Annotated in this window: 15 protein-coding genes and 1 pseudogene; 1 reads left to right on the top strand and 15 read right to left on the bottom strand. The window is 68.5% G+C overall.

What is annotated here, in order from left to right; all coding sequences use genetic code 11:
• The 15 genes from ABT367_RS34840 to ABT367_RS34910 form a co-directional block, all read right to left on the bottom strand.
• Positions 1–780: cysteine desulfurase family protein (locus ABT367_RS34840; RefSeq protein WP_352257294.1), on the bottom strand; the 780-nt coding region annotated here is incomplete at its 3' end.
• A gap of 150 nt (positions 781–930) precedes the next feature.
• Positions 931–1,785, bottom strand: coding sequence for a thioesterase family protein (locus tag ABT367_RS34845; RefSeq protein ID WP_352257295.1), 855 nt, complete (start codon positions 1,783–1,785; stop codon positions 931–933).
• 60 nt (positions 1,786–1,845) lie between these two features.
• The gene (locus ABT367_RS34850; protein WP_165335347.1) at positions 1,846–2,508 is read right to left on the bottom strand and encodes a trimeric intracellular cation channel family protein; all 663 of its coding nucleotides are present in this window, start codon (positions 2,506–2,508) and stop codon (positions 1,846–1,848) included.
• A 3-nt stretch (positions 2,509–2,511) separates the two neighbouring features.
• A complete protein-coding gene (locus ABT367_RS34855; RefSeq protein ID WP_352257306.1) occupies positions 2,512–3,621 on the bottom strand; it encodes an ABC transporter ATP-binding protein in 1,110 nt (369 codons plus the stop codon).
• Between the two features lie 11 nt (positions 3,622–3,632).
• Positions 3,633–4,709 carry an ABC transporter ATP-binding protein gene (locus ABT367_RS34860; RefSeq protein ID WP_434975609.1) on the bottom strand — a complete coding sequence of 359 codons (1,077 nt, stop codon included), beginning with the start codon at positions 4,707–4,709 and terminating at the stop codon, positions 3,633–3,635.
• A gap of 17 nt (positions 4,710–4,726) precedes the next feature.
• A complete protein-coding gene (locus ABT367_RS34865; protein ID WP_352257296.1) occupies positions 4,727–5,737 on the bottom strand; it encodes an ABC transporter permease in 1,011 nt (336 codons plus the stop codon).
• 114 nt (positions 5,738–5,851) lie between these two features.
• Positions 5,852–7,621 carry an ABC transporter substrate-binding protein gene (locus ABT367_RS34870; RefSeq protein ID WP_352257297.1) on the bottom strand — a complete coding sequence of 590 codons (1,770 nt, stop codon included), beginning with the start codon at positions 7,619–7,621 and terminating at the stop codon, positions 5,852–5,854.
• Between the two features lie 72 nt (positions 7,622–7,693).
• Positions 7,694–8,692, bottom strand: a complete 999-nt coding sequence (locus ABT367_RS34875; RefSeq protein WP_352257298.1) for an ABC transporter permease — start codon at positions 8,690–8,692, stop codon at positions 7,694–7,696.
• Positions 8,693–8,926: 234 nt separating this feature from the next.
• Positions 8,927–10,276 carry an ABC transporter ATP-binding protein gene (locus tag ABT367_RS34880; RefSeq protein WP_352257299.1) on the bottom strand — a complete coding sequence of 450 codons (1,350 nt, stop codon included), beginning with the start codon at positions 10,274–10,276 and terminating at the stop codon, positions 8,927–8,929.
• Positions 10,273–11,316, bottom strand: coding sequence for an ABC transporter ATP-binding protein (locus ABT367_RS34885; RefSeq protein WP_352257300.1), 1,044 nt, complete (start codon positions 11,314–11,316; stop codon positions 10,273–10,275). Before ABT367_RS34885 ends, ABT367_RS34880 begins: the two co-directional genes overlap by 4 nt.
• Positions 11,317–11,322: 6 nt before the next feature.
• On the bottom strand, positions 11,323–12,282 hold the full coding sequence (locus tag ABT367_RS34890) for an ABC transporter permease (protein WP_352257301.1): 960 nt from the start codon (positions 12,280–12,282) through the stop codon (positions 11,323–11,325).
• 1 nt (position 12,283) lies between these two features.
• Positions 12,284–13,288, bottom strand: coding sequence for an ABC transporter permease (locus ABT367_RS34895; RefSeq protein WP_352257302.1), 1,005 nt, complete (start codon positions 13,286–13,288; stop codon positions 12,284–12,286).
• An 89-nt stretch (positions 13,289–13,377) separates the two neighbouring features.
• Positions 13,378–15,051 carry an ABC transporter substrate-binding protein gene (locus tag ABT367_RS34900; RefSeq protein ID WP_352257303.1) on the bottom strand — a complete coding sequence of 558 codons (1,674 nt, stop codon included), beginning with the start codon at positions 15,049–15,051 and terminating at the stop codon, positions 13,378–13,380.
• 205 nt (positions 15,052–15,256) lie between these two features.
• The gene (locus tag ABT367_RS34905; RefSeq protein ID WP_352257304.1) at positions 15,257–16,027 is read right to left on the bottom strand and encodes an enhanced serine sensitivity protein SseB C-terminal domain-containing protein; all 771 of its coding nucleotides are present in this window, start codon (positions 16,025–16,027) and stop codon (positions 15,257–15,259) included.
• A 159-nt stretch (positions 16,028–16,186) separates the two neighbouring features.
• A complete protein-coding gene (locus tag ABT367_RS34910; RefSeq protein WP_352257305.1) occupies positions 16,187–16,972 on the bottom strand; it encodes an enhanced serine sensitivity protein SseB in 786 nt (261 codons plus the stop codon).
• Between the two features lie 198 nt (positions 16,973–17,170).
• Between ABT367_RS34910 and ABT367_RS34915 the strand changes: the two are divergent.
• Positions 17,171–17,934, top strand: a pseudogene (locus tag ABT367_RS34915) (hypothetical protein); the annotation flags it as partial.

The raw sequence follows: 17,934 nt of genomic DNA on the forward strand, positions 1-17,934 counted from the left end.
CCGGGCGACGGCGCTCTGCGCGGCGACCGCGAAGGCCGCGGCGGCGGGGACGTCGAGGGTGCCGGAGCGCACCTGGCGCTCCTGGCCGCCGCCGTGCAGGACGGGTACGGGCGTCTGGTCGCGGCCGAGGAGCAGCGCGCCGATGCCGTACGGGCCGCCGATCTTGTGGCTGCTCACGGTCATCGCGGCGAGGCCCGAGGCGGCGAAGTCGACGTCGAGCTGGCCGAAGGCCTGGACCGCGTCGGAGTGCAGCGGGACGCCGAACTCGGCGGCCACGTCCGCGAGTTCACGTACCGGCAGGACCGTGCCGATCTCGTTGTTGGCCCACATCACGGTCGCGAGGGCGACGTCCGCGGGGTTGCGCTCGATGGCCTCGCGCAGGGCCTCGGGGTGGACCCGGCCGTATCCGTCGACCGGCAGGTACTCGACCGTCGCGCCCTCGTGCTCGGCGAGCCAGTGCACGGCGTCGAGGACCGCGTGGTGCTCGACGGGGCTGGCGAGGACGCGGGTACGGGCCGGGTCGGCGGCGCGGCGGGCCCAGTACAGGCCCTTCACCGCGAGGTTGTCGGCCTCGGTGCCGCCGGAGGTGAGGACCACCTCGCTCGGCCGCGCGCCCAGTGCCTCGGCGAGGGTCTCGCGGGCCTCCTCGACGGTGCGGCGGGCCTGGCGGCCGGCGGCATGCAGTGCGGAGGCGTTGCCGACGGCCTGGAGCTGTTGGGTCATCGCCTCGATTGCTTCCGGCAGCATCGGGGTGGTCGCGGCGTGGTCGAGGTAGGCCATGGTGCGTTGATTCTACGGCGGGGTGTGGGGGCGCAGCCCCCACGGGCACTCTGGGACCGCATCCCCGCAACAGCCAGGTCTCCTGACAGATGGGGGCGGGGGTATGGGGGCGGCAGCCCCCAAGAGACGGGCCGCAAAAACCGAGCCAGTTCAGCGCCCCAGCGGTGTCCGTGCCAGCTGACGCGACTGCGCCACCAACCGGTCCGCGCTGTCCCAGACCTCGGCGTCCTCCTCCAGGAAGCCGCCGGCCAGGTTGCGTGTGGTGATCGCGATACGGAGCGGGCCGGGGGCCGGGCGGCAGCGGACGTGGACCGTGAGTTCGACCGTGGGGACCCAGCCCTGGATGCCGAGTTCGAAGGCGGTGGGCGGCAGCGCGTCCACGGCGAGCAGCAGCGAGAGCGGGTCGGCGTCGCGGCCGTCGGCGAGGCCGAACCAGGAGCGCATCTCACCCTTGCCGGACGGTGCGCCGAGCGCCCAGCCGAGCGTGGCCGGGTCCAGCTTCAGCCACAGGCGGTCGGTGATCGCGGTGCTGCCCTTGATCGGCGTGGGTGCGTCCTGCGGGCCGAAGCACTGGTCGACCGGCGGGATCGAGGGCCGGGCCGCGGTGGTGCGGACGTCGTCGGGGAGCGCGTCGAGGTCGCCGTACGAGGCGAGGACACGGATCCGTTCGACCTCGCGGCCCTCCTCGTCGTACTGGAAGAGCGAGGCCTGGCCGGTGGAGAGGGTGCGGCCGGTGCGGACCGTCTCGGTGCGGATGACCGCCGGGCCCGGGTGGGACGCGGTGAGGTAGTGCGCCGAGATGGTGAAGGGGTCGGCGTGCGGGAGCGCCTGACCGAGCGCGCGGCCGATGACGGCGAGCAGATAGCCGCCGTTGACCGCGCTGATGATGGTCCAGCCGGCGGAGAGCTCCGCGTCGTAGACCCCGGGTTCGCGCAGGGTCACCGCGGTGTCGCGGTCGAACTCGCTGTCGCCGATGGTGGCCTGTGCCGAGGTCTCCTGGGTCATGGGATGCACGGTACATCAGCTTGCTACTGAGCGGTAGCTTTGCTTGCCCGGTACGGGCGGCTACGCCGTCTCTTCCTGCGCATGCGAGCGCCTGTTCCACGCCCGCGGGGCCCGCCAGTGGTAGTGCATCGCGAGCAGCCGGAGCACGAAGGCGGTGATGACGGCGGCTCCGCTGGTGAAGGTGTTCAACGCGTCGTAGCGGATGCAGAGCACCACGATCCCGGCGCCGACCATCGCGGGCACGGCGTACAGGTCGCGGTCCCAGCGCAGCAGCGAGGGGACCTCGTTGGCGAGGACGTCACGGAGCACTCCGCCGCCGACCGCGGTGGCGAGGCCGAGGGCCGCCGAGGAGGTGAGCCCGAGCCCGTACTCGTACGCCTTCGTGGTGCCCGTGACGCAGAACAGGCCGAGGCCGGCCGCGTCGAAGGTGTTCACGGCCCGGTTGATCCGCTCGACCTGGGGGTGCAGGAAGAAGACCAGGGCCGCCGCGAAGAGCGGGGTGACGAAGTAGCCGAGGTCCGTGAAGGCGGCCGGCGGGACGGCGCCGATGATGAGGTCACGCAGGAGGCCGCCGCCCAGGGCGGTGATTTCGGCGAGTACGGCGATGCCGAAGACGTCGAAGTTCTTGCGCACGGCCAGGAGCGCGCCGGAGATCGCGAAGACGAAGATCCCGGCGAGGTCGAGGCCGTGTTGGACGGAGGGCGAGAAGAGGTCGTGCAGCACGGTTCATTCTGACTGGTGGACCACCTGGTCCTCGGCCGGTGTCCCCGCCAGCGGCTGCGTGTCCGCCGGCGCCTGGTCCGGTGCGTTCTCCGGGTGGTGGCAGGCGACCCGGTGGGCCGGGGCCAGTTCGAGGAGCGGGGGCTCGGTCGTCCTGCACACGGTCGTCGCCTTCCAGCACCTCGTATGGAAGCGGCAGCCCGAGGGCGGGCTGATCGGTGACGGGACGTCGCCGCGGAGCAGGATGCGGGAGGTACGGGCCGCTCGGCGCTTGGGGTCGGGGACCGGGACCGCCGAGAGCAGGGCCTTGGTGTACGGGTGCATCGGGGTCTCGTACAGCGGTTTGCGGTCGGCCAGTTCGACGATCTTGCCGAGGTACATCACCGCGATGCGGTCGGAGACATGGCGGATGACCGAGAGGTCATGCGCGATGATCACGTACGTGAGGCCGAGCTCGTCCTGGAGGTCGTCGAGGAGATTGACCACCTGGGCCTGGATGGAGACGTCGAGCGCCGAGACCGGTTCATCGGCCACCACGAGCCGGGGCTTGAGCGCCAGGGCGCGGGCGATGCCGATGCGCTGGCGCTGGCCGCCGGAGAACTCGTGCGGATAGCGGTTGTAGTGCTCGGGGTTGAGGCCGACGCGCTCCAGCATCTCCTGGACGGCCTTCTTGACGCCGCCCTCGGGGGTCACGCCCTGGAGCCGGAAGGGCGCCCCGACGATCGTGCCGATCGTGTGCCGGGGATTCAGCGAGGAGTACGGGTCCTGGAAGATCATCTGGACGTCTTTGCGCAGCGGACGCATCTGCCCCACGGACAGATGCGTGATGTCCCGGCCCTCGAACTCGACCCGGCCACCGGTCGGTTCGAGCAGCCGGGTGATCAGCCGGCCCATCGTGGACTTGCCGCAGCCCGACTCCCCCACCACGCCGAGGGTTTCGCCCGGGCGTACGTCGAAGGTGACGCCGTCGACGGCCTGGACCGCGCCCACCGTGCGCTGCAGCACGCCCTTCTTGATCGGGAAGTGCTTCACCAGGCCTTCCACCTTGAGCAGCGGCTCGACGGTGGACACGGGCTTCGTCGGATCCGTTCCGCCGCCCTTGCTCAGAACTGTCACGTCGTCGTCGCTCACAGCTTCGGCTCGACCTCCTCGGTCCAGATCCGGGTCCGCTCCTCCTGTGTGAGGTGGCAGGCGGTGAAGTGCCCGCTGCCGACCTCGCGCAGCTCGGGCCGTACGGTGCGGGTCCTGTCGTCCTGCGGTACGTCGGCGTGCGGGCAGCGCGGGTGGAAGGGGCATCCGGAGGGCACGTTGATGAGACTGGGCGGGGTCCCGCGTACCGGGATGAGGCGGTCCGTCTGGTCCCGGTCGATGCGCGGCATGGAGCCGAGCAGACCCCAGGTGTAGGGGTGTTGAGGGGACTCGAAGACCTGCTCGGCCGTGCCCCGCTCGACGCAGCGGCCCGCGTACATCACCAGGAGGTCGTCGGCGATCTCGGCGACCACCCCCAGATCGTGGGTGATCACGATGACCGCGGAGCCGAACTCCTTCTGCAGATCGCGGATCAGGTCCAGGATCTGGGCCTGGACGGTGACGTCGAGCGCGGTCGTCGGCTCGTCCGCGATGAGCAGTTCGGGGTTGTTGACCAGGGCCATCGCGATCATCACGCGCTGGCGCATGCCGCCGGAGAACTCATGCGGATAACCCGAGTAGCGCTTGGCCGGTTCGGGGATGCCGACGCGGTCGAGCATGTCGAGCGCGCGGGCCTTCGCGGTCTTCTTCGACACGGGATGGTGCACGCGGTAGGCCTCGGTGATCTGTGATCCCACCGTGAAGTACGGGTGCAGCGCGGAGAGCGGGTCCTGGAAGATCATGGCCATCTTGCGGCCGCGCTGCCGGCGCACGAAGTCCTCGCTCGACGCGATCAACTCATCGTTGTCCAGCCACACTTCACCGGAGATCCGGGCGCTGCGCGAACGGTGGAGCCCCATGATGCCCAGCGAGGTCACGGACTTGCCCGAGCCGGATTCGCCGACGATGCCGAGGGTGCGGCCGCGGCGTACGTCGAAGGAGATGCCGTCGACGGATTTGACCAGGCCGTCGTCCGTGTCGAAGTGGATACGGAGATCCCGTACGGAGAGGAACACCTCGCCTTCGGATGCGCCGGAGGTCCCACTGCGCGGACCCGGTACGGACGAGCGGCCCACCTCGGATTCGAGTTCGCTCACGAGTACCTCACCCTGGGGTCGATGGCCGCGTACAACAGGTCCACGATCAGGTTGCAGAAGACGATGAAGAAGGCGGCCACCAAGGTGACGCCCATGACGATGGGCAGATCGCTGTCCTTGACGGCCTGGACCGCATAGGCGCCCATGCCCTGCAGCGAGAAGACCTGTTCGGTGATGATCGCGCCGCCGACGAGTAGGCCGAAGTCCATCCCGAAGATGGTGACGATCGGGGTGAGGGCGGCCCGAAGTCCGTGCTTCGCGACGACTTTCGACTCTCGCAGGCCCTTGGCGCGTGCCGTACGGATGTAGTCCTCGCCCATCGTCTCCAGCATCCCGGCGCGGGTGAGCCGGGCGTAGAGCGCCGAGTAGAGGAAGGCGAGCGAACACCACGGGATGATCAGGTTCCAGAACCATTCGCCGGGGTCCTCGGTGATCGGGATGTAGTCCACGCTCTCCCAGACGGGCCACTGCGAGGTGAAGAGCGCGAGGCCGAGCAGACCGGTGAAGAAGATCGGCAGCGAGACGCCGAGCAGCGCGACGGTCATGGCGAGACGGTCGATGAAGGTGCCGCGCCTGAGGGCCGAGACGACCCCGATGGTGACGCCGGAGATCACCCACAGAATGGCCGCGCCGACCGCGAGGGACAGGGTGACGGGGATGCGCTGGGTGATCTCGGGCCAGACCTCGATATGGCTGCGGAACGAGTAGCCGAAGCAAGGCGCGCTGCACTCGGAGGCGTCGGGGCCGAACTTGTACTCGGCGCCCACGAAGATCGCCTTGATGAAGTCGAAGTACTGCACGACCAGCGGCTGGTCGAGGCCGAGGTTCTGCTTGACGGCGGCGACGGACTCCGGGTTGGCGTCCTTGCCCACGTACTGCACGGCCAGGTCGTCGACCGACTGGCCGCCGAGCCTGGGCACGAGGAAGAAGATCGCGAACGTGACGGCGGTGACGACGACGAGCAGCATCACCGCGGCGAACAGACGGCGGATGAGATAGGCGGTCACAGCTCAGCGGCGTGGGGTGGCCGCCCGGTCCGGACGGGCCCGGGCGGCCACCTCGTTGCCTTCACCTGCCTCTCGGATGTTCCTTGCCCGGACGGGGAGTGGATCGGCGCGGTGTCACTTCTTGTCCGTGCCGATCAGCAAGTAGTCGTACATCCCCAGATAGGCCTGGGTGACGGTGACGTTCGTTGCCGAATCCGGGCGGTAGAGCAGGTTCTTGCGGTAGATCAGCGGGACCGCGGAGGCCGTCTCCATGACCAGCTTGTCGACCTCGCCCCACTTCTTGGTGCGCTCGTCGGCGTCGGTCATGCCGATGCCCTCGCCCAGGGCCGCGTTGACCTTGGGGTCGTCGAGCTCCATCAGGTTGTTGCCGCCGGAGGGCTTGATCGCGGAGCCGTTGACGATCTGGTCGAGGAAGCCGAAGCCGGTGGGCCAGTCGGCACCCCAGGCCATCATCATCAGGCCGAGCTTGTGCTCATGGACGTAGCTCGGGTTGCCGGCGAAGTTCGCGAAGTACTTGCCCGAGGGGAAGGTCTTGATCTCCGCCTTGATGCCGACCCGCTCGAGGGAGGCCTTGACCGCGGTCGCCATGGAGATCTCGTCGGGACGGTCGGCGCGGGCCGACAGGTTGGTGGTGAAGCCGCCCGGCTTCCCGCACTTGCCCAGGTGCTCCTTGGCCTTGGCCTCGTCGCCCTTGTTGCCCTCGGTCGGGTACATGTCGGCCTTCACATAGCCGTTGACCGTCGGAGGCAGCATCGTCGAGGCCACATCGCCCTTGGTGTCGCCGCCGAGCGCCTGCTGCACCGAGGCCTTGTCGACCGCGTACTGCACGGCCTTGCGGCACTCGACGTTGTCGAAGGGCGCCACCTTCGTCGACATCGCCAGATAGGTCAGGGCGCCCGCGTACGGGTTGTCGGTCTTGGCCTTCTCCGCGCTCTTGGTCAGGACCTTCGGCTGGGTCTTGGTCTGCAGACCGGTGCCCGCCGCGTCCACGGTGATCTGGTCGTTGAGCAGATGCTGGTCGACCGTGGTCGGGTTGACCTTGAACTTGACCTCGATCCGGTCGGCGAGCGCCGGGCGGACCGGGTCCGTCTTCTTGTCCCAGTGCGGGTTGCGCACGAGGACGGCGTTACGGCCCTCGTTGTACGACTCGAACTTGTACGGGCCCGAGGACACGATGTTCTTCACGTACTCGGCGCCCTTGTCCTTGGCCTGCGGCACCGGCATGGTCTGCGAGAACGTGGCGAGGTAGTCGAAGTCCGCGAACGGCTTGCTGAGCTTGAAGACGATGGTGTGGTCGTCGGGGGTCTCGATGGACGCGATGCCCTCGGGGCTCTTGTCCTTGTACGGGCCCTTGTACTTGTCGCCGCCTTCCAGATACGCCTTGAAGTACGTGGGTCCGTTCGAGAGCGCCTCCGGGGCGAAGTTGGAGCGCTCGATGGCGTACTTGACGTCCTTCGAGGTGACCTCGGTGCCGTCGTCGTACTTCACGCCCTTGCGTAATTGGTACGTCCAGGTCTTGGCGTCCGCGCTCGGCTTGCCCAGGGACGTGGCGAGGTCGGGCACGATCTCCAGGCCCTCGGCGCCGGCGGCCGGCTTGAAGCTGGTCAGTGAACGGCCGTACAGGCGCGAGAAGTTCTGCACCCAGCCGTAGTACGTGTTGCCGGGGTCGAGCGAGTCCGGCACGTCGGAGTGCTCGAAGGTGACCGTGCCGCCCCTCGCGGAGGACTGGTTCACGACTGCCTCGAGTGCGGCGTCGGCCACGGCCTTCTTGCCGTTGTTGTTCTTGCCGTCGCCGTCGCCGTCGTCCGAGCCGCCACAGGCCGACGCGGTCAGCGCCAGTGCGAGCGCCGTCCCGAGGACGGCCGTCACTTTCTTGGTCTTCATACTGAGGCTTCCTCCTGAATTGGATGCCTACGGCCGCCGATGCGTACGACTGCCGATGCGTGCGACACGGGACTACTTGCTCCGGGGGTCGAGTGCGTCGCGCAGCCCGTCCCCGAGAAGGTTGAAGGCCAGGACGGTGATGAAGATCGCGAGTCCGGGCACGAACATGTACTGCAGATCCGCCTCGTAGCGGTCCGCGGCATCGGTGAGCATGCCGCCCCATGAGGCCTGCGGCGGGGCGATGCCCACACCCAGGAAGCTGAGCGCGGCCTCGAAGAGGATGTTGGTCGGGATGAGGAGCGTGGCGTAGACGAGGATCGGCGCCACCAGATTGGGCATCAGCTCGCGGAAGATGATGAACGGGCCGCGCGCGCCGAGCGAGCGCGAAGCCTCCACGAACTCGCGCTCGCGCAGGCTCATCGTCTGGGCGCGGACGATCCGGCCGATGTACGGCCAGGCGAAGAACCCGATGACGAAGATCAGTACGGCGATCCGCAGCGGAAGTCCGGTCAGGCCCCAGAAGCCGTCCTGTACCGACGCGGAGAGCGAGATCGCGAAGAGGAGCAGCGGGAAGGCCAGAAACGTGTCCATCAGCCGGCTGACAACGCTGTCGACCCAACCGCCGTAGTAGCCCGCGATCACTCCCAGGATCACGCCGATCGTCACCGAGACGAGGGTCGCCCCGACCGCGACGAGCAGGGAGACCCAGGAGCCCTCGATCACGCGCGCCAGCAGATCACGTCCGAAGCCCGGGTCGACGCCGAGCGGATGCTCCCAACTCATCCCGCCCCAGGCCCCCTTGGGAGCCTGCAGCGCCGGGTCGACGAGGTCCTGGTTGAACTTGTTGGGATCCAGATCGAAGGCCGCCTGGATCGGTTTGGCCAGTGCCGCCATCAGCACGAGACAGATCACGACGATGCCGCCGGCCACGGCCGCCTTGTCGCGCTTGAACCGGGTCCAGGCGATCTGGCCGAGCGAACGGCCTTCGATCTGACTCAGTCCGGCCCCTGCGAGCACGGCTTCCGGCTGCGCCTCGGCGCTCGCCGATGTGGTCTCAATCGGTGCGGTCACGTGCGTAAGACCTCCTCCACGCTGGGTGGTTTGGCCTGATAGCAACTCGCTCCCGGGGAGTGTTCTCTGTGATCTAGATCACGCGCCAGGGGTCGACCAGGAAGTTTGCGGAACCGTAATTCCTGCAGTTTGAGCACCGGTTGGGCTGATAGGTGCCGTGAACAGCCAAAAGCCCCCGGGAGTGATCCCGGGGGCTGATGGGGTGCCGGTTGGGGCCGGCCGGGTGCGAGGTGGCTACGCGCCCTGAGCGGTTGAGTCCTTGGCGGATTCTGTCGAGTCGGTTTCGGCCGCCTCGGTTTCGGCCGCTGCGGAGTCGGTCGGCTCGGAGTCGATCGCCTCGGTTTCGGCCGCTGCGCGGTCAGTCGCCTCGGAGTCGGTCACCTCGGACTTCGGCGTCACGTCATCGGCCTTCGGCGTCACGTCATCGGCCTTCGGCGCGAGGGCCTCGTCCTCGACTGCCTCGACCTCGACTGCCTCGTCCTCGACTGCCTTGTCCTCGGCCGCCACTGCGGCCTTCGCCGCCGCGGCCTCGATGCCCGCGTCCTCCGTACGGGCCGCCGGCACGACGGCCGCACGGTCCGTGCCGATCTGGAGCACACCGGACTCGATGTCCTCCACGAAGTGGCAGGCCACGCGGTGTCCTTCGCCGACCTCCCGCAGCTGCGGACGGTCCTCCTTGCACTTGGGCTGGGCCCACGGGCAACGGGTGTGGAAGCGGCAGCCGGACGGCGGGTTGGCGGGCGAGGGCAGGTCGCCCGTGAGCAGGATGCGCTCGCGCGCCTCCTCGACCGTCGGGTCCGGGATCGGCACCGCCGACATGAGCGCCTTGGTGTACGGGTGCTTCGGCTCCGCGTACAGCGAATCGCTCGGCGCCTCCTCCACCAGTGAGCCCAGGTACATCACACCGATGACATCGGAGATGTGCCGGACCACCGCGAGGTCGTGGGCGATGACGACGTACGTCAGACCCAGTTCCTCCTGGAGCTCGTCGAGGAGGTTGACCACCTGCGCCTGGATGGACACGTCGAGCGCGGACACCGGCTCGTCGCAGATGATCACGTCCGGCTCGAGGACCAGGGCGCGCGCGATGCCGATGCGCTGACGCTGACCGCCCGAGAACTCGTGCGGGTAGCGGCTCAGCGCGTTGGACGGCAGACCGACCTTGGCGAGGATCGCGCGGATCTTCTCGCGGCGCTCCTCCTGGTTGGCGCCGATCCCGTGCGCGGCCATGCCCTCGGAGAGGATCGACTCGATGTTCTGGCGCGGGTTGAGGCTGCCCAGCGGGTCCTGGAAGACCATCTGGAGCCGGCGCCGGTTGACCCGCATCTCCTTCTCGGAGAGCTTCGCCAAGTCCGTGCCGTCCAGGACGACTTCACCCGAGGTGATGTCGACCAGACGCAGCACGGCACGGCCGAGCGTCGTCTTGCCGCAGCCCGACTCGCCGACCAGGCCGTACGTCTCGCCCGCCTCGACCTTCAGGGAGATCCCGTCGACCGCGTACACATGGCCGACGGTGCGGTCGAAGATCACGCCCCGCTTGATCGGGAAGTGCACCTTGACGTCGTTCAGTTCGAGCAGGCTCATGCGGTGGTCCTCCCCTGTGCCGTCGCGGTGACGTCACCGGCGTCGAGCGTGGCGATCTCGACAGGCTCCCGTACGGGGTTGACGCACCGGACCTGATGGCCGGCCGCGGCGGGCACGGTCAGGGCGGGAGTGCCGGTCAGGCACTCCATCGTGTAGTAGTCGCAGCGGGGCGCGAAGGCGCAGCCGTCGGCCCAGGCGATCCGGTCGTTGATGGAACCGCGGATCGGCTTGAGCGGCTCGCCCCGCGGCGCGTCGAGCCGCGGGATCGATTCGAGCAGGCCGTGCGCGTACGGGTGCATGGGGTGGGCGAACAGCTCGTGGCGGTCCGCGGATTCCACCACCTTGCCCGCGTACAGCACATTGACCTCGTCGCACAGGCCGGCGACGACACCCAGGTCGTGGGTGATCATCAGGAGCGCGGTGCCCTCCTCGTCCACCAACTCCTTGAGGAGCTCCAGGATCTGCGCCTGGATGGTGACGTCGAGGGCGGTGGTCGGCTCGTCCGCGATCAGCAGGCGCGGGGCACAGGCCACCGCCATGGCGATCAGCGCGCGCTGGCGCATTCCGCCGGACAGCTGGTGCGGGTACTCCTTGAGCCGACGGGTCGGGTCGGGAATGCCCACGCGGTCGAGCAGATGCGCCGCTTCCTTGCGGGCGGCTTCGCCCTTGAGGCCGCGGTGCCGCTGCAGGATCTCCGTGACCTGGATGCCGATCGGGACGACCGGGTTCAGGGAGGACAGCGGGTCCTGGAAGATCATCGCGATCTCTTTGCCGCGCATCTCGCGCAGCTCGCGCTGGCTCATGGTGAGCAGGTTGTTGCCGTCGAAGTCGGCGCGCCCGCCGAGCTTGACGCCCTTGCCCGGGAGCAGCCCCATGAGCGCGAGCGAGGTCACGGACTTGCCGCAGCCCGACTCGCCGACCAGGCCGACGACCTGGCCCTGGTCGACATCGAAGGAGACGCCGTCGACGGCCGTGGATTCCTTGCGTCCGTGGACGCCGCCGAAGGTGACGCAGAGTTCGTCAACTGAGAGCAGTGCCATGGCAGTTCAGCCTCGCAGCTTCGGGTCGAGGGCTTCCCGCATGGCCTCGCCGAGCAGGGTGAAGCCGAGGGCGGTGATGATGATGCCGACCGCGGGATAGACGGCCATCATCGGCGCGTTGTCGAAGAAGCGCTGTGCCTGCGAGAGCATGACGCCCCACTCGGGCACCGACGGGTCGGGGTTGCCGAGTCCCAGGTACGACAGCGCGGCCGCCTCGATGATCGCCGTGGCGAGGCTGAGGGTCGCCTGGACGATCACGGGGCTGAGCGAGTTCGGCAGGATCTGCGTGACGACGATCCGGCGCTTGCGGATGCCGAGCGACTTGGCCGCCAGGACGTAGTCCTTGCTGCCCTGCGCCAGCATCGAACCGCGCAGCAGGCGGGCGAAGATGGGGATCTGGACGACACCGACGGCGATCATCACCGTCGTCAGGGACTGGCCCATCACGGCCGCGATCGACGCCGCGAGCAGCAGCGACGGCAGCGCGAGCATGATGTCGGTGATTCGCATGACAACGGTGTCGACCCGACGGCCGGCCGCACCGCCGAGCGTCGCGGCCGCGCCGGACACGACGCCGATGACCGCGCCGATGATCAGGCCGATCAGCATCGAGACGACACCGACGAGCAGGGTCTGGCGGGCACCGACGAGGAAGCGCGAGAACATGTCGCGCCCGAGGTGGTCGAGACCGAACCAGTTCTCGCCGCGCGGTCCGACGAACTCCCCGCGGTTGAGGAAGACTTCGTCCTTCCACGTCAGCGCCTTGGGGCTGTGCGGGGCGACCCACGGTCCGATGACGGCCATCACGATGAACAGCGCGATGACCACGCCGCCGATGATCGCCATCTTGCTGCCCTTGAGGCGGCGGAAGGCTTCGCGCCAGAGGCTCGCGCCGCTGGAGGTCTCGTTCTGCGCGGTGAGTTCCGCGAGCCGCTCGATCTTCGCGGCCTTTGTGCTGGTGGTCATGTCAGTGCACCCGCACTCTCGGGTCGATCAGGCTGTACGCGAGGTCCACCAACAGATTGATCAGTACGTAGATCAGCGCGATGAACATGATGAAGCCGACGAGCACGGGGTAGTCACGCTCGGAGATCGCGGTACGGATGAACGAGCCGATGCCACCGAAGGTGAACACGGACTCGGTGAGCACCGCACCCGAAAGCAGCGATCCGGTGAGCAGACCGACCGCGGTGACGACGGGCAGCAGGGCGTTGCGCATGATGTGCCGGCCGCGGACGACCTTGCGCTCGAGGCCCTTGGACTCGGCGGTACGGACGTAGTCCTCGCCGACCACCTCGAGCACGCTGGCCCGGGTCATGCGCACGATCACCGCGAGCGGGATCGAGGCAAGGGTCACGGCGGGCAGCACGAGGTGCACCAACGCGTCCCAGGAAGCGTCGAATTCACCGGTGATCAGTCCGTCGAGGACCGCGAAACCGGTGATGTCGGTGGCGTTGATATCGGTCGACTGCCGGCCGGTCGTGGGGAAGATGCCCATCTCGACCGCGAAGATCCCCTTGAGGATCAGGGCGAGGAAGAAGACCGGGATGCAGATGCCGATCAGCGATCCGGTGACACTGCCGACGTCGAGCCAGCCGCCGCGGTGCCGAGCGGCGAGGTAGCCGAGCGGAATACCCACGGCGATCGCGATGACCATCGCCGCGATGGAGAGCTCGACCGTCGCCGGGAAGCGCAGGGTGAACTCGTCCCAGACCGGCTGTCCCGTCTGGGTGGAGGTGCCGAGGTCGAGCTCGGCGATGCGCTTGAGGAACCGGCCGTACTGGATGTACAGCGGCTGGTCGAGCCCCAGAAGCTTGTTGATGCGCGCCACTTCGGCTTCGGTCGCCCGCTCGCCCAGGATCGCTGAGGCGGGTCCGCCGGGCAGTCGGTTCAGCCAGACGAACAGGAGAACCGACAGGCCGAGCAGGGTGGGTATGAGCTGTAGCAGTCTGCGTATGACAAGTCGCAACACCCCGCGTGCCCCTTTCTACTTGCTTGAGAACCGGGAACGCCCGGTCACCGACGCTGCCTGTGACCGGGCGAACCCTGCGTGATGTGCGATTACTTGAAGGAGACCTCGGCGAAGTTCTCCTGCGTCAGCGGGGAGACCTTCGGCGGGTTCACGTTCTTGCCGAACGCGATGCCCGGAGGCGAGGACGACAGCGGGAGACCCGGCAGGTAGTCCATGATCGCGACGTTGGCGGCCTCGTAGTCGGCGACGCGCTTGGTGGAGTCGGGCTCTTCGGCACCGGCGTTCACCGCGTCGAAGACCTTCTTGTCATCGAAGCCCCACTGCTTGTCCTTGCCGGAGAACCAGGTGCCGATGAAGTTGTAGCCATCGTTGAAGTCACCGGTCCAGCCGAGCAGGTGCAGCGAGCAGGAGCCCGCCTCGGTGGCGTCCAGGTAGTCCGGGGCCCACGTCATGGGCTTCGGGGTGACCGTGATGCCGGCCTTCTCGAGGTCGTTCTTGACCAGCTCGAAGATGTCCTGCGGGTTCGGCATGTACGGGCGGGAGACCTCGGTCGGGTAGCAGAAGTCGATCTTCAGCTTCTCTTCACCGGCGCCCTTGAGCAGCGACTTCGCCTTGGCGGTGTCGAACTCGTACTTCTTGACCTTGTCGGTGTAGCCCGCGACGGTGTCCGGCATGAACTGGGTCGCGACCTTGCCGCCCTCGGGCAGCTGGGTCTTGACCAGGTTCTCGCGGTCGACGGCGTGCGCGATGGCCTGACGGACCTCGGGCTTCTGCAGCGCCTTGTTCTTCGACTGCGTCATGCCCAGGTACAGCAGGTTGAAGACGTCACGGGTCGGGACCTCGTAGCCCGCGTCCTCGAGGGTCTTCACATCGGCGGGAGCGACCAGGTCGTAACCGTCGATGTCACCGGCCTGGAGGGCCTGACGACGGCCGTCCTCGGTGTCGATGGTCTTGATGACCAGGTTCTTGACCTTGGCCTTCTCGCCCCAGTAGTCGTCGAAGCGGGTCATCTCGACCTGCTTGTCGCCCTTGTTCCACTTCACGTACTTGTACGGGCCGGTGCCGGCGAGAATCCCGGCCTCCTGGCTGTACTTGGGGTACGTGATGGCGTCGCCCTTGGCGGTCGCCTCCTGCTTCTCCATCTCCTTGATCGACTTGGGAGAGTGGATGGCGAGGGCGTTCAGCGAGAAGCCACCGGGCAGCTGCGCCGAGGCCTTGTTCACCTCGATGACCGCGGTGTTGTCGTCCTTCGCCGTGCAGGACTTGTAGTTGGAGGGCTTGAGCTCCTTGTCCTCGTTCTTGGCGTAACCATCCATGATGGCCTGCCAGTAGTAGGACACCGCGCTCGACTGGTACGTACCGGTCCAGTTGAACCAGTGGTCGTAGTTGGCGCAGACCGCGGCGGCGTTGAACGCCTCGCCGTCGTGGAACTTCACACCCTTGCGCAGGTTGAAGGTCCACACCTTGCCGGCCGGGTCGCTCGACCACTTCTCGGCAAGACCGCCGACGAGCTTCGAGCCACCGGGCTCGTGCTCGAGCAGCGCCTCGAAGGCCTGACGCGTGACACGGAAGGACTCGCCGTCACTCGCCAGGGCGGGGTCGAGGGAGGCCGGGTCGCCGGCGCCGGCGAAGACAAAGGTGTCCTTGTCGCCGTCCTTGCCTTCGTTGCCCTTGTCGCGGTCGCTTCCGCAAGCGGTGACGACCAGCGTGGCCGCGACGGCCGCCGTGGCCATACGCGCACCACGGGATTTCAGTATTCGCATTGCTCCACCCCTGAGTTCGGCGAATGCCGGGAGATCATGAACTTCGCCGCACACTACAGTCACCGCTCACCGCGGAGAATGGTCCGCATAACGGTGATACCTAGATGAGACCCAGGGCCCCAACAAATCGCCCCGGTACGGGACATGGCGCCCCAACCGGCTCACTCACCCTGCGATGGGGTGGATTCGGCGCCGATGCTCGCGCTCAGCTGACGGGCGGATACCCGTAGCCACCGACCCCGGCCGGACCGTGCGCCTCGCGGTCGTAGAACGGGCGGGAGTTGGCGCGCAGCCACATCGTGATCGGGTCGTACTCGTCGGACATCGCAACCGTCGAGACGGGCAGACCGTCCGGGACGGAGGCGATGGACTGCTGCATCATCACGCGCACCGAGTCGACCGCGGACGGGGACGTGTCGTACACATCCAGACCGATCGCCAAATAAGGGGCACCGAGGGCAGGTTGCACCCAGGCGCGGCGCAGGGAGCGGACCGCGGGGGTGCGGTGGGCGTTCTGGCTGAGCTGCGCGTAGAACTGCGCGATGTCGAGGGCCGGCTCGGAGAGCCGCAGGGGTCCGGCCGGGACCTTGGCGAGGCCGGTGGCGATACGGCGCAGATCCAGCCATGGGACGCCGACCCCGCCGCCGGGGGCGTGCGGGTTGAGCCACAGGCCGTAGTGGTCGGGGTAGAGCGTGTGGGCGACGTCGAGTCCGGAGACGACCTCGTGCGCCCGGTTCCAGCCGGAGGCGGCGAGCTCCTGGGCGGAGGTGACACAGGGGGCGTACGAGAATCCGTCGATCTCCATGTTCCCGTACTGCGCGTCGGGCGAGCCGGCCTGGCCGTGCCAGAGCAGCATCCAGATCCGGCCATCGGTGATGGCCTGGAGCAGCGCCTCGTACGCGTCGTACCGCCCGGGTGTCACCTGGCGCAGCATGTGCTCGACCTGCCCGGCCGCAGCCGTGCCCGACGCACTCACTCTTGACCGCCCCTTCGCCCCGTTTTCCCTCACCCCGCACCATTACGTCCGTCAACAAGACGTACCGGCCCGGGCTATGTAACCAGCTTATGCGGCGCTTCTGACACCGACTTGACGGTCCCGGTGACTTATTCGCCCGCGTGTTTTCCGTAAAACGCGCTATGCGTGCTCGCGCCGGTAGAACGGACGGACCTTGGTGGTCATCCAGTCACCGACCGGATCCTGTGCCACATCCAGGAGCACCAGGTTCACCGGCCACGGCGGCGCGATCCGGCCGAGTGCGCGACCCAGGGCGTCCATCGGGAGGTTGCGGCCCGGCCCTTCCCACCGCGAGAGCTCGACACCGACGAAGAGCACGGGGTCGGCGGTCTCGATCGCGGCGAGACAGCGGCGCGCGGACACCACGACGCCGGTGGCCTCGAACTCCTCGGAGGCCGCCCGCAGGAAGTCGACGGGGTCCTCCTTCCAGTCCGGCTCGCGCAGCTGCACGCGGCCGCCGCTCGCGGGTCCGTCGAGCGGGGTGCGGCCGGCCTTGCACAGTTCGGCGACGGCGGCCGGCGGCAGCGGGATACCGATCGCGCCGTCGGGGTTCACGACCAGGCCGACCTGCGGCGGAAGGCCGCGTGCGAAGTCCACGGCGGGCGCGATGGTGTACGACATGGCCGGCCCGGTGACCTGGACGAGCTGCTGCTGCGAGCTGAAGACCGGGACGTAGGCCTGGCCCTGGAGTTCAAGGGTCGGCACGTCCAGGTTCTGGCTGCCGCGGCCGCCCCCATTGGGCAGCGGCACCCAGACGAAGCTGCGGCCGAGCACCTCGAGGATGCGGCCGGCCGCCGCGGGTCCTGCGCCGAGCGAGGCGCCGAGCACTTCTTCCAGCTCATTGGCGGGCCAGCCCTGCGGATGGCCGTACGCATCCGTCATGCCCTGCTCCGGAATCTCGCCCATCTGCCGCCCCACCTGCTCGCCACTGCCGCTCCGCCTTGTCCATGTGCGGCCTCGACCCTAACGCCGTAGCCCGGCAGGCCGCGCCGTACACCCGGATGGCCACGCTCCGCAGCCGTCTGGTTGCGGACTGTGTACGGCGCTTCGAGGGTGGCCGTAACAAGCGCCGGGCCACCGGCGCCCAGGTCGAGAGGACTCTCCATGACGGCGCACCGGGCCAAGAAGGCACCGCGCAGATGGCGCGGGACGCTGCCGCTGACGGTCGGCGCCTGTGCCTGTGCGCTGGCACTGGGGCTGCCGGGCACGGCGGCGGCCGGCACGGGCAAGGCCGATCCCCCGCCCACCGCGGGATCCGAGTCGGTCAAGCGGCCCGCGCTTCCCGAGCGGCCCAGGATGCCCGGAAAGCCGGCGCTGCCCGAGCGGCCGGACCTGCCCGAGAAGCCCACCGGGCCCAACCTGCCCGGCGTACCCGCCGATCTCGAGGATCTGATGGAGGCCGTGGAGGGTCTCAGTGCCTCGCCGCTCACCAACCTCGGTGTGGCCGACCCCTTCTGGCTGAACGAGATCGACCGCGAGATCGAGACCGTGCTCGGTGAGGACGACGGCGGCAAGGAGGCCGCCGACTGGCCCGTCGGTCCCGCGCGGCTCGCGCTCAAGAAGGAGCTGCAGCGGCTGCAGACCGCCGCCCTGAACGGCGATGTGCTCGCCGCAGCGGACGCCAAGACCAAGATCCCGAAGCTCACCGACGACCTGCTGCAGGCCGCGGGCCTCGGCTCGTTCCTGGACCAGGTGCCCCCGCCTCCGGAGCCGGACGCGGAAGACGTCACGGGCACGGACGAGCCCGTCGACTCGGACGAACCGGGCGAGGAAGAGGACGGAGCCGAGGACGCGGAGGACAGCTCCGCCGAACCGTCCGCGCCGACGCAGCCGTCCGCACCGCCGGTGCTCCCGCCGCCGGTGCCGTC

It is taken from the genome of Streptomyces mesophilus (genome assembly GCF_040300965.1).
Lineage (GTDB): Bacteria > Actinomycetota > Actinomycetes > Streptomycetales > Streptomycetaceae > Streptomyces > Streptomyces mesophilus_A.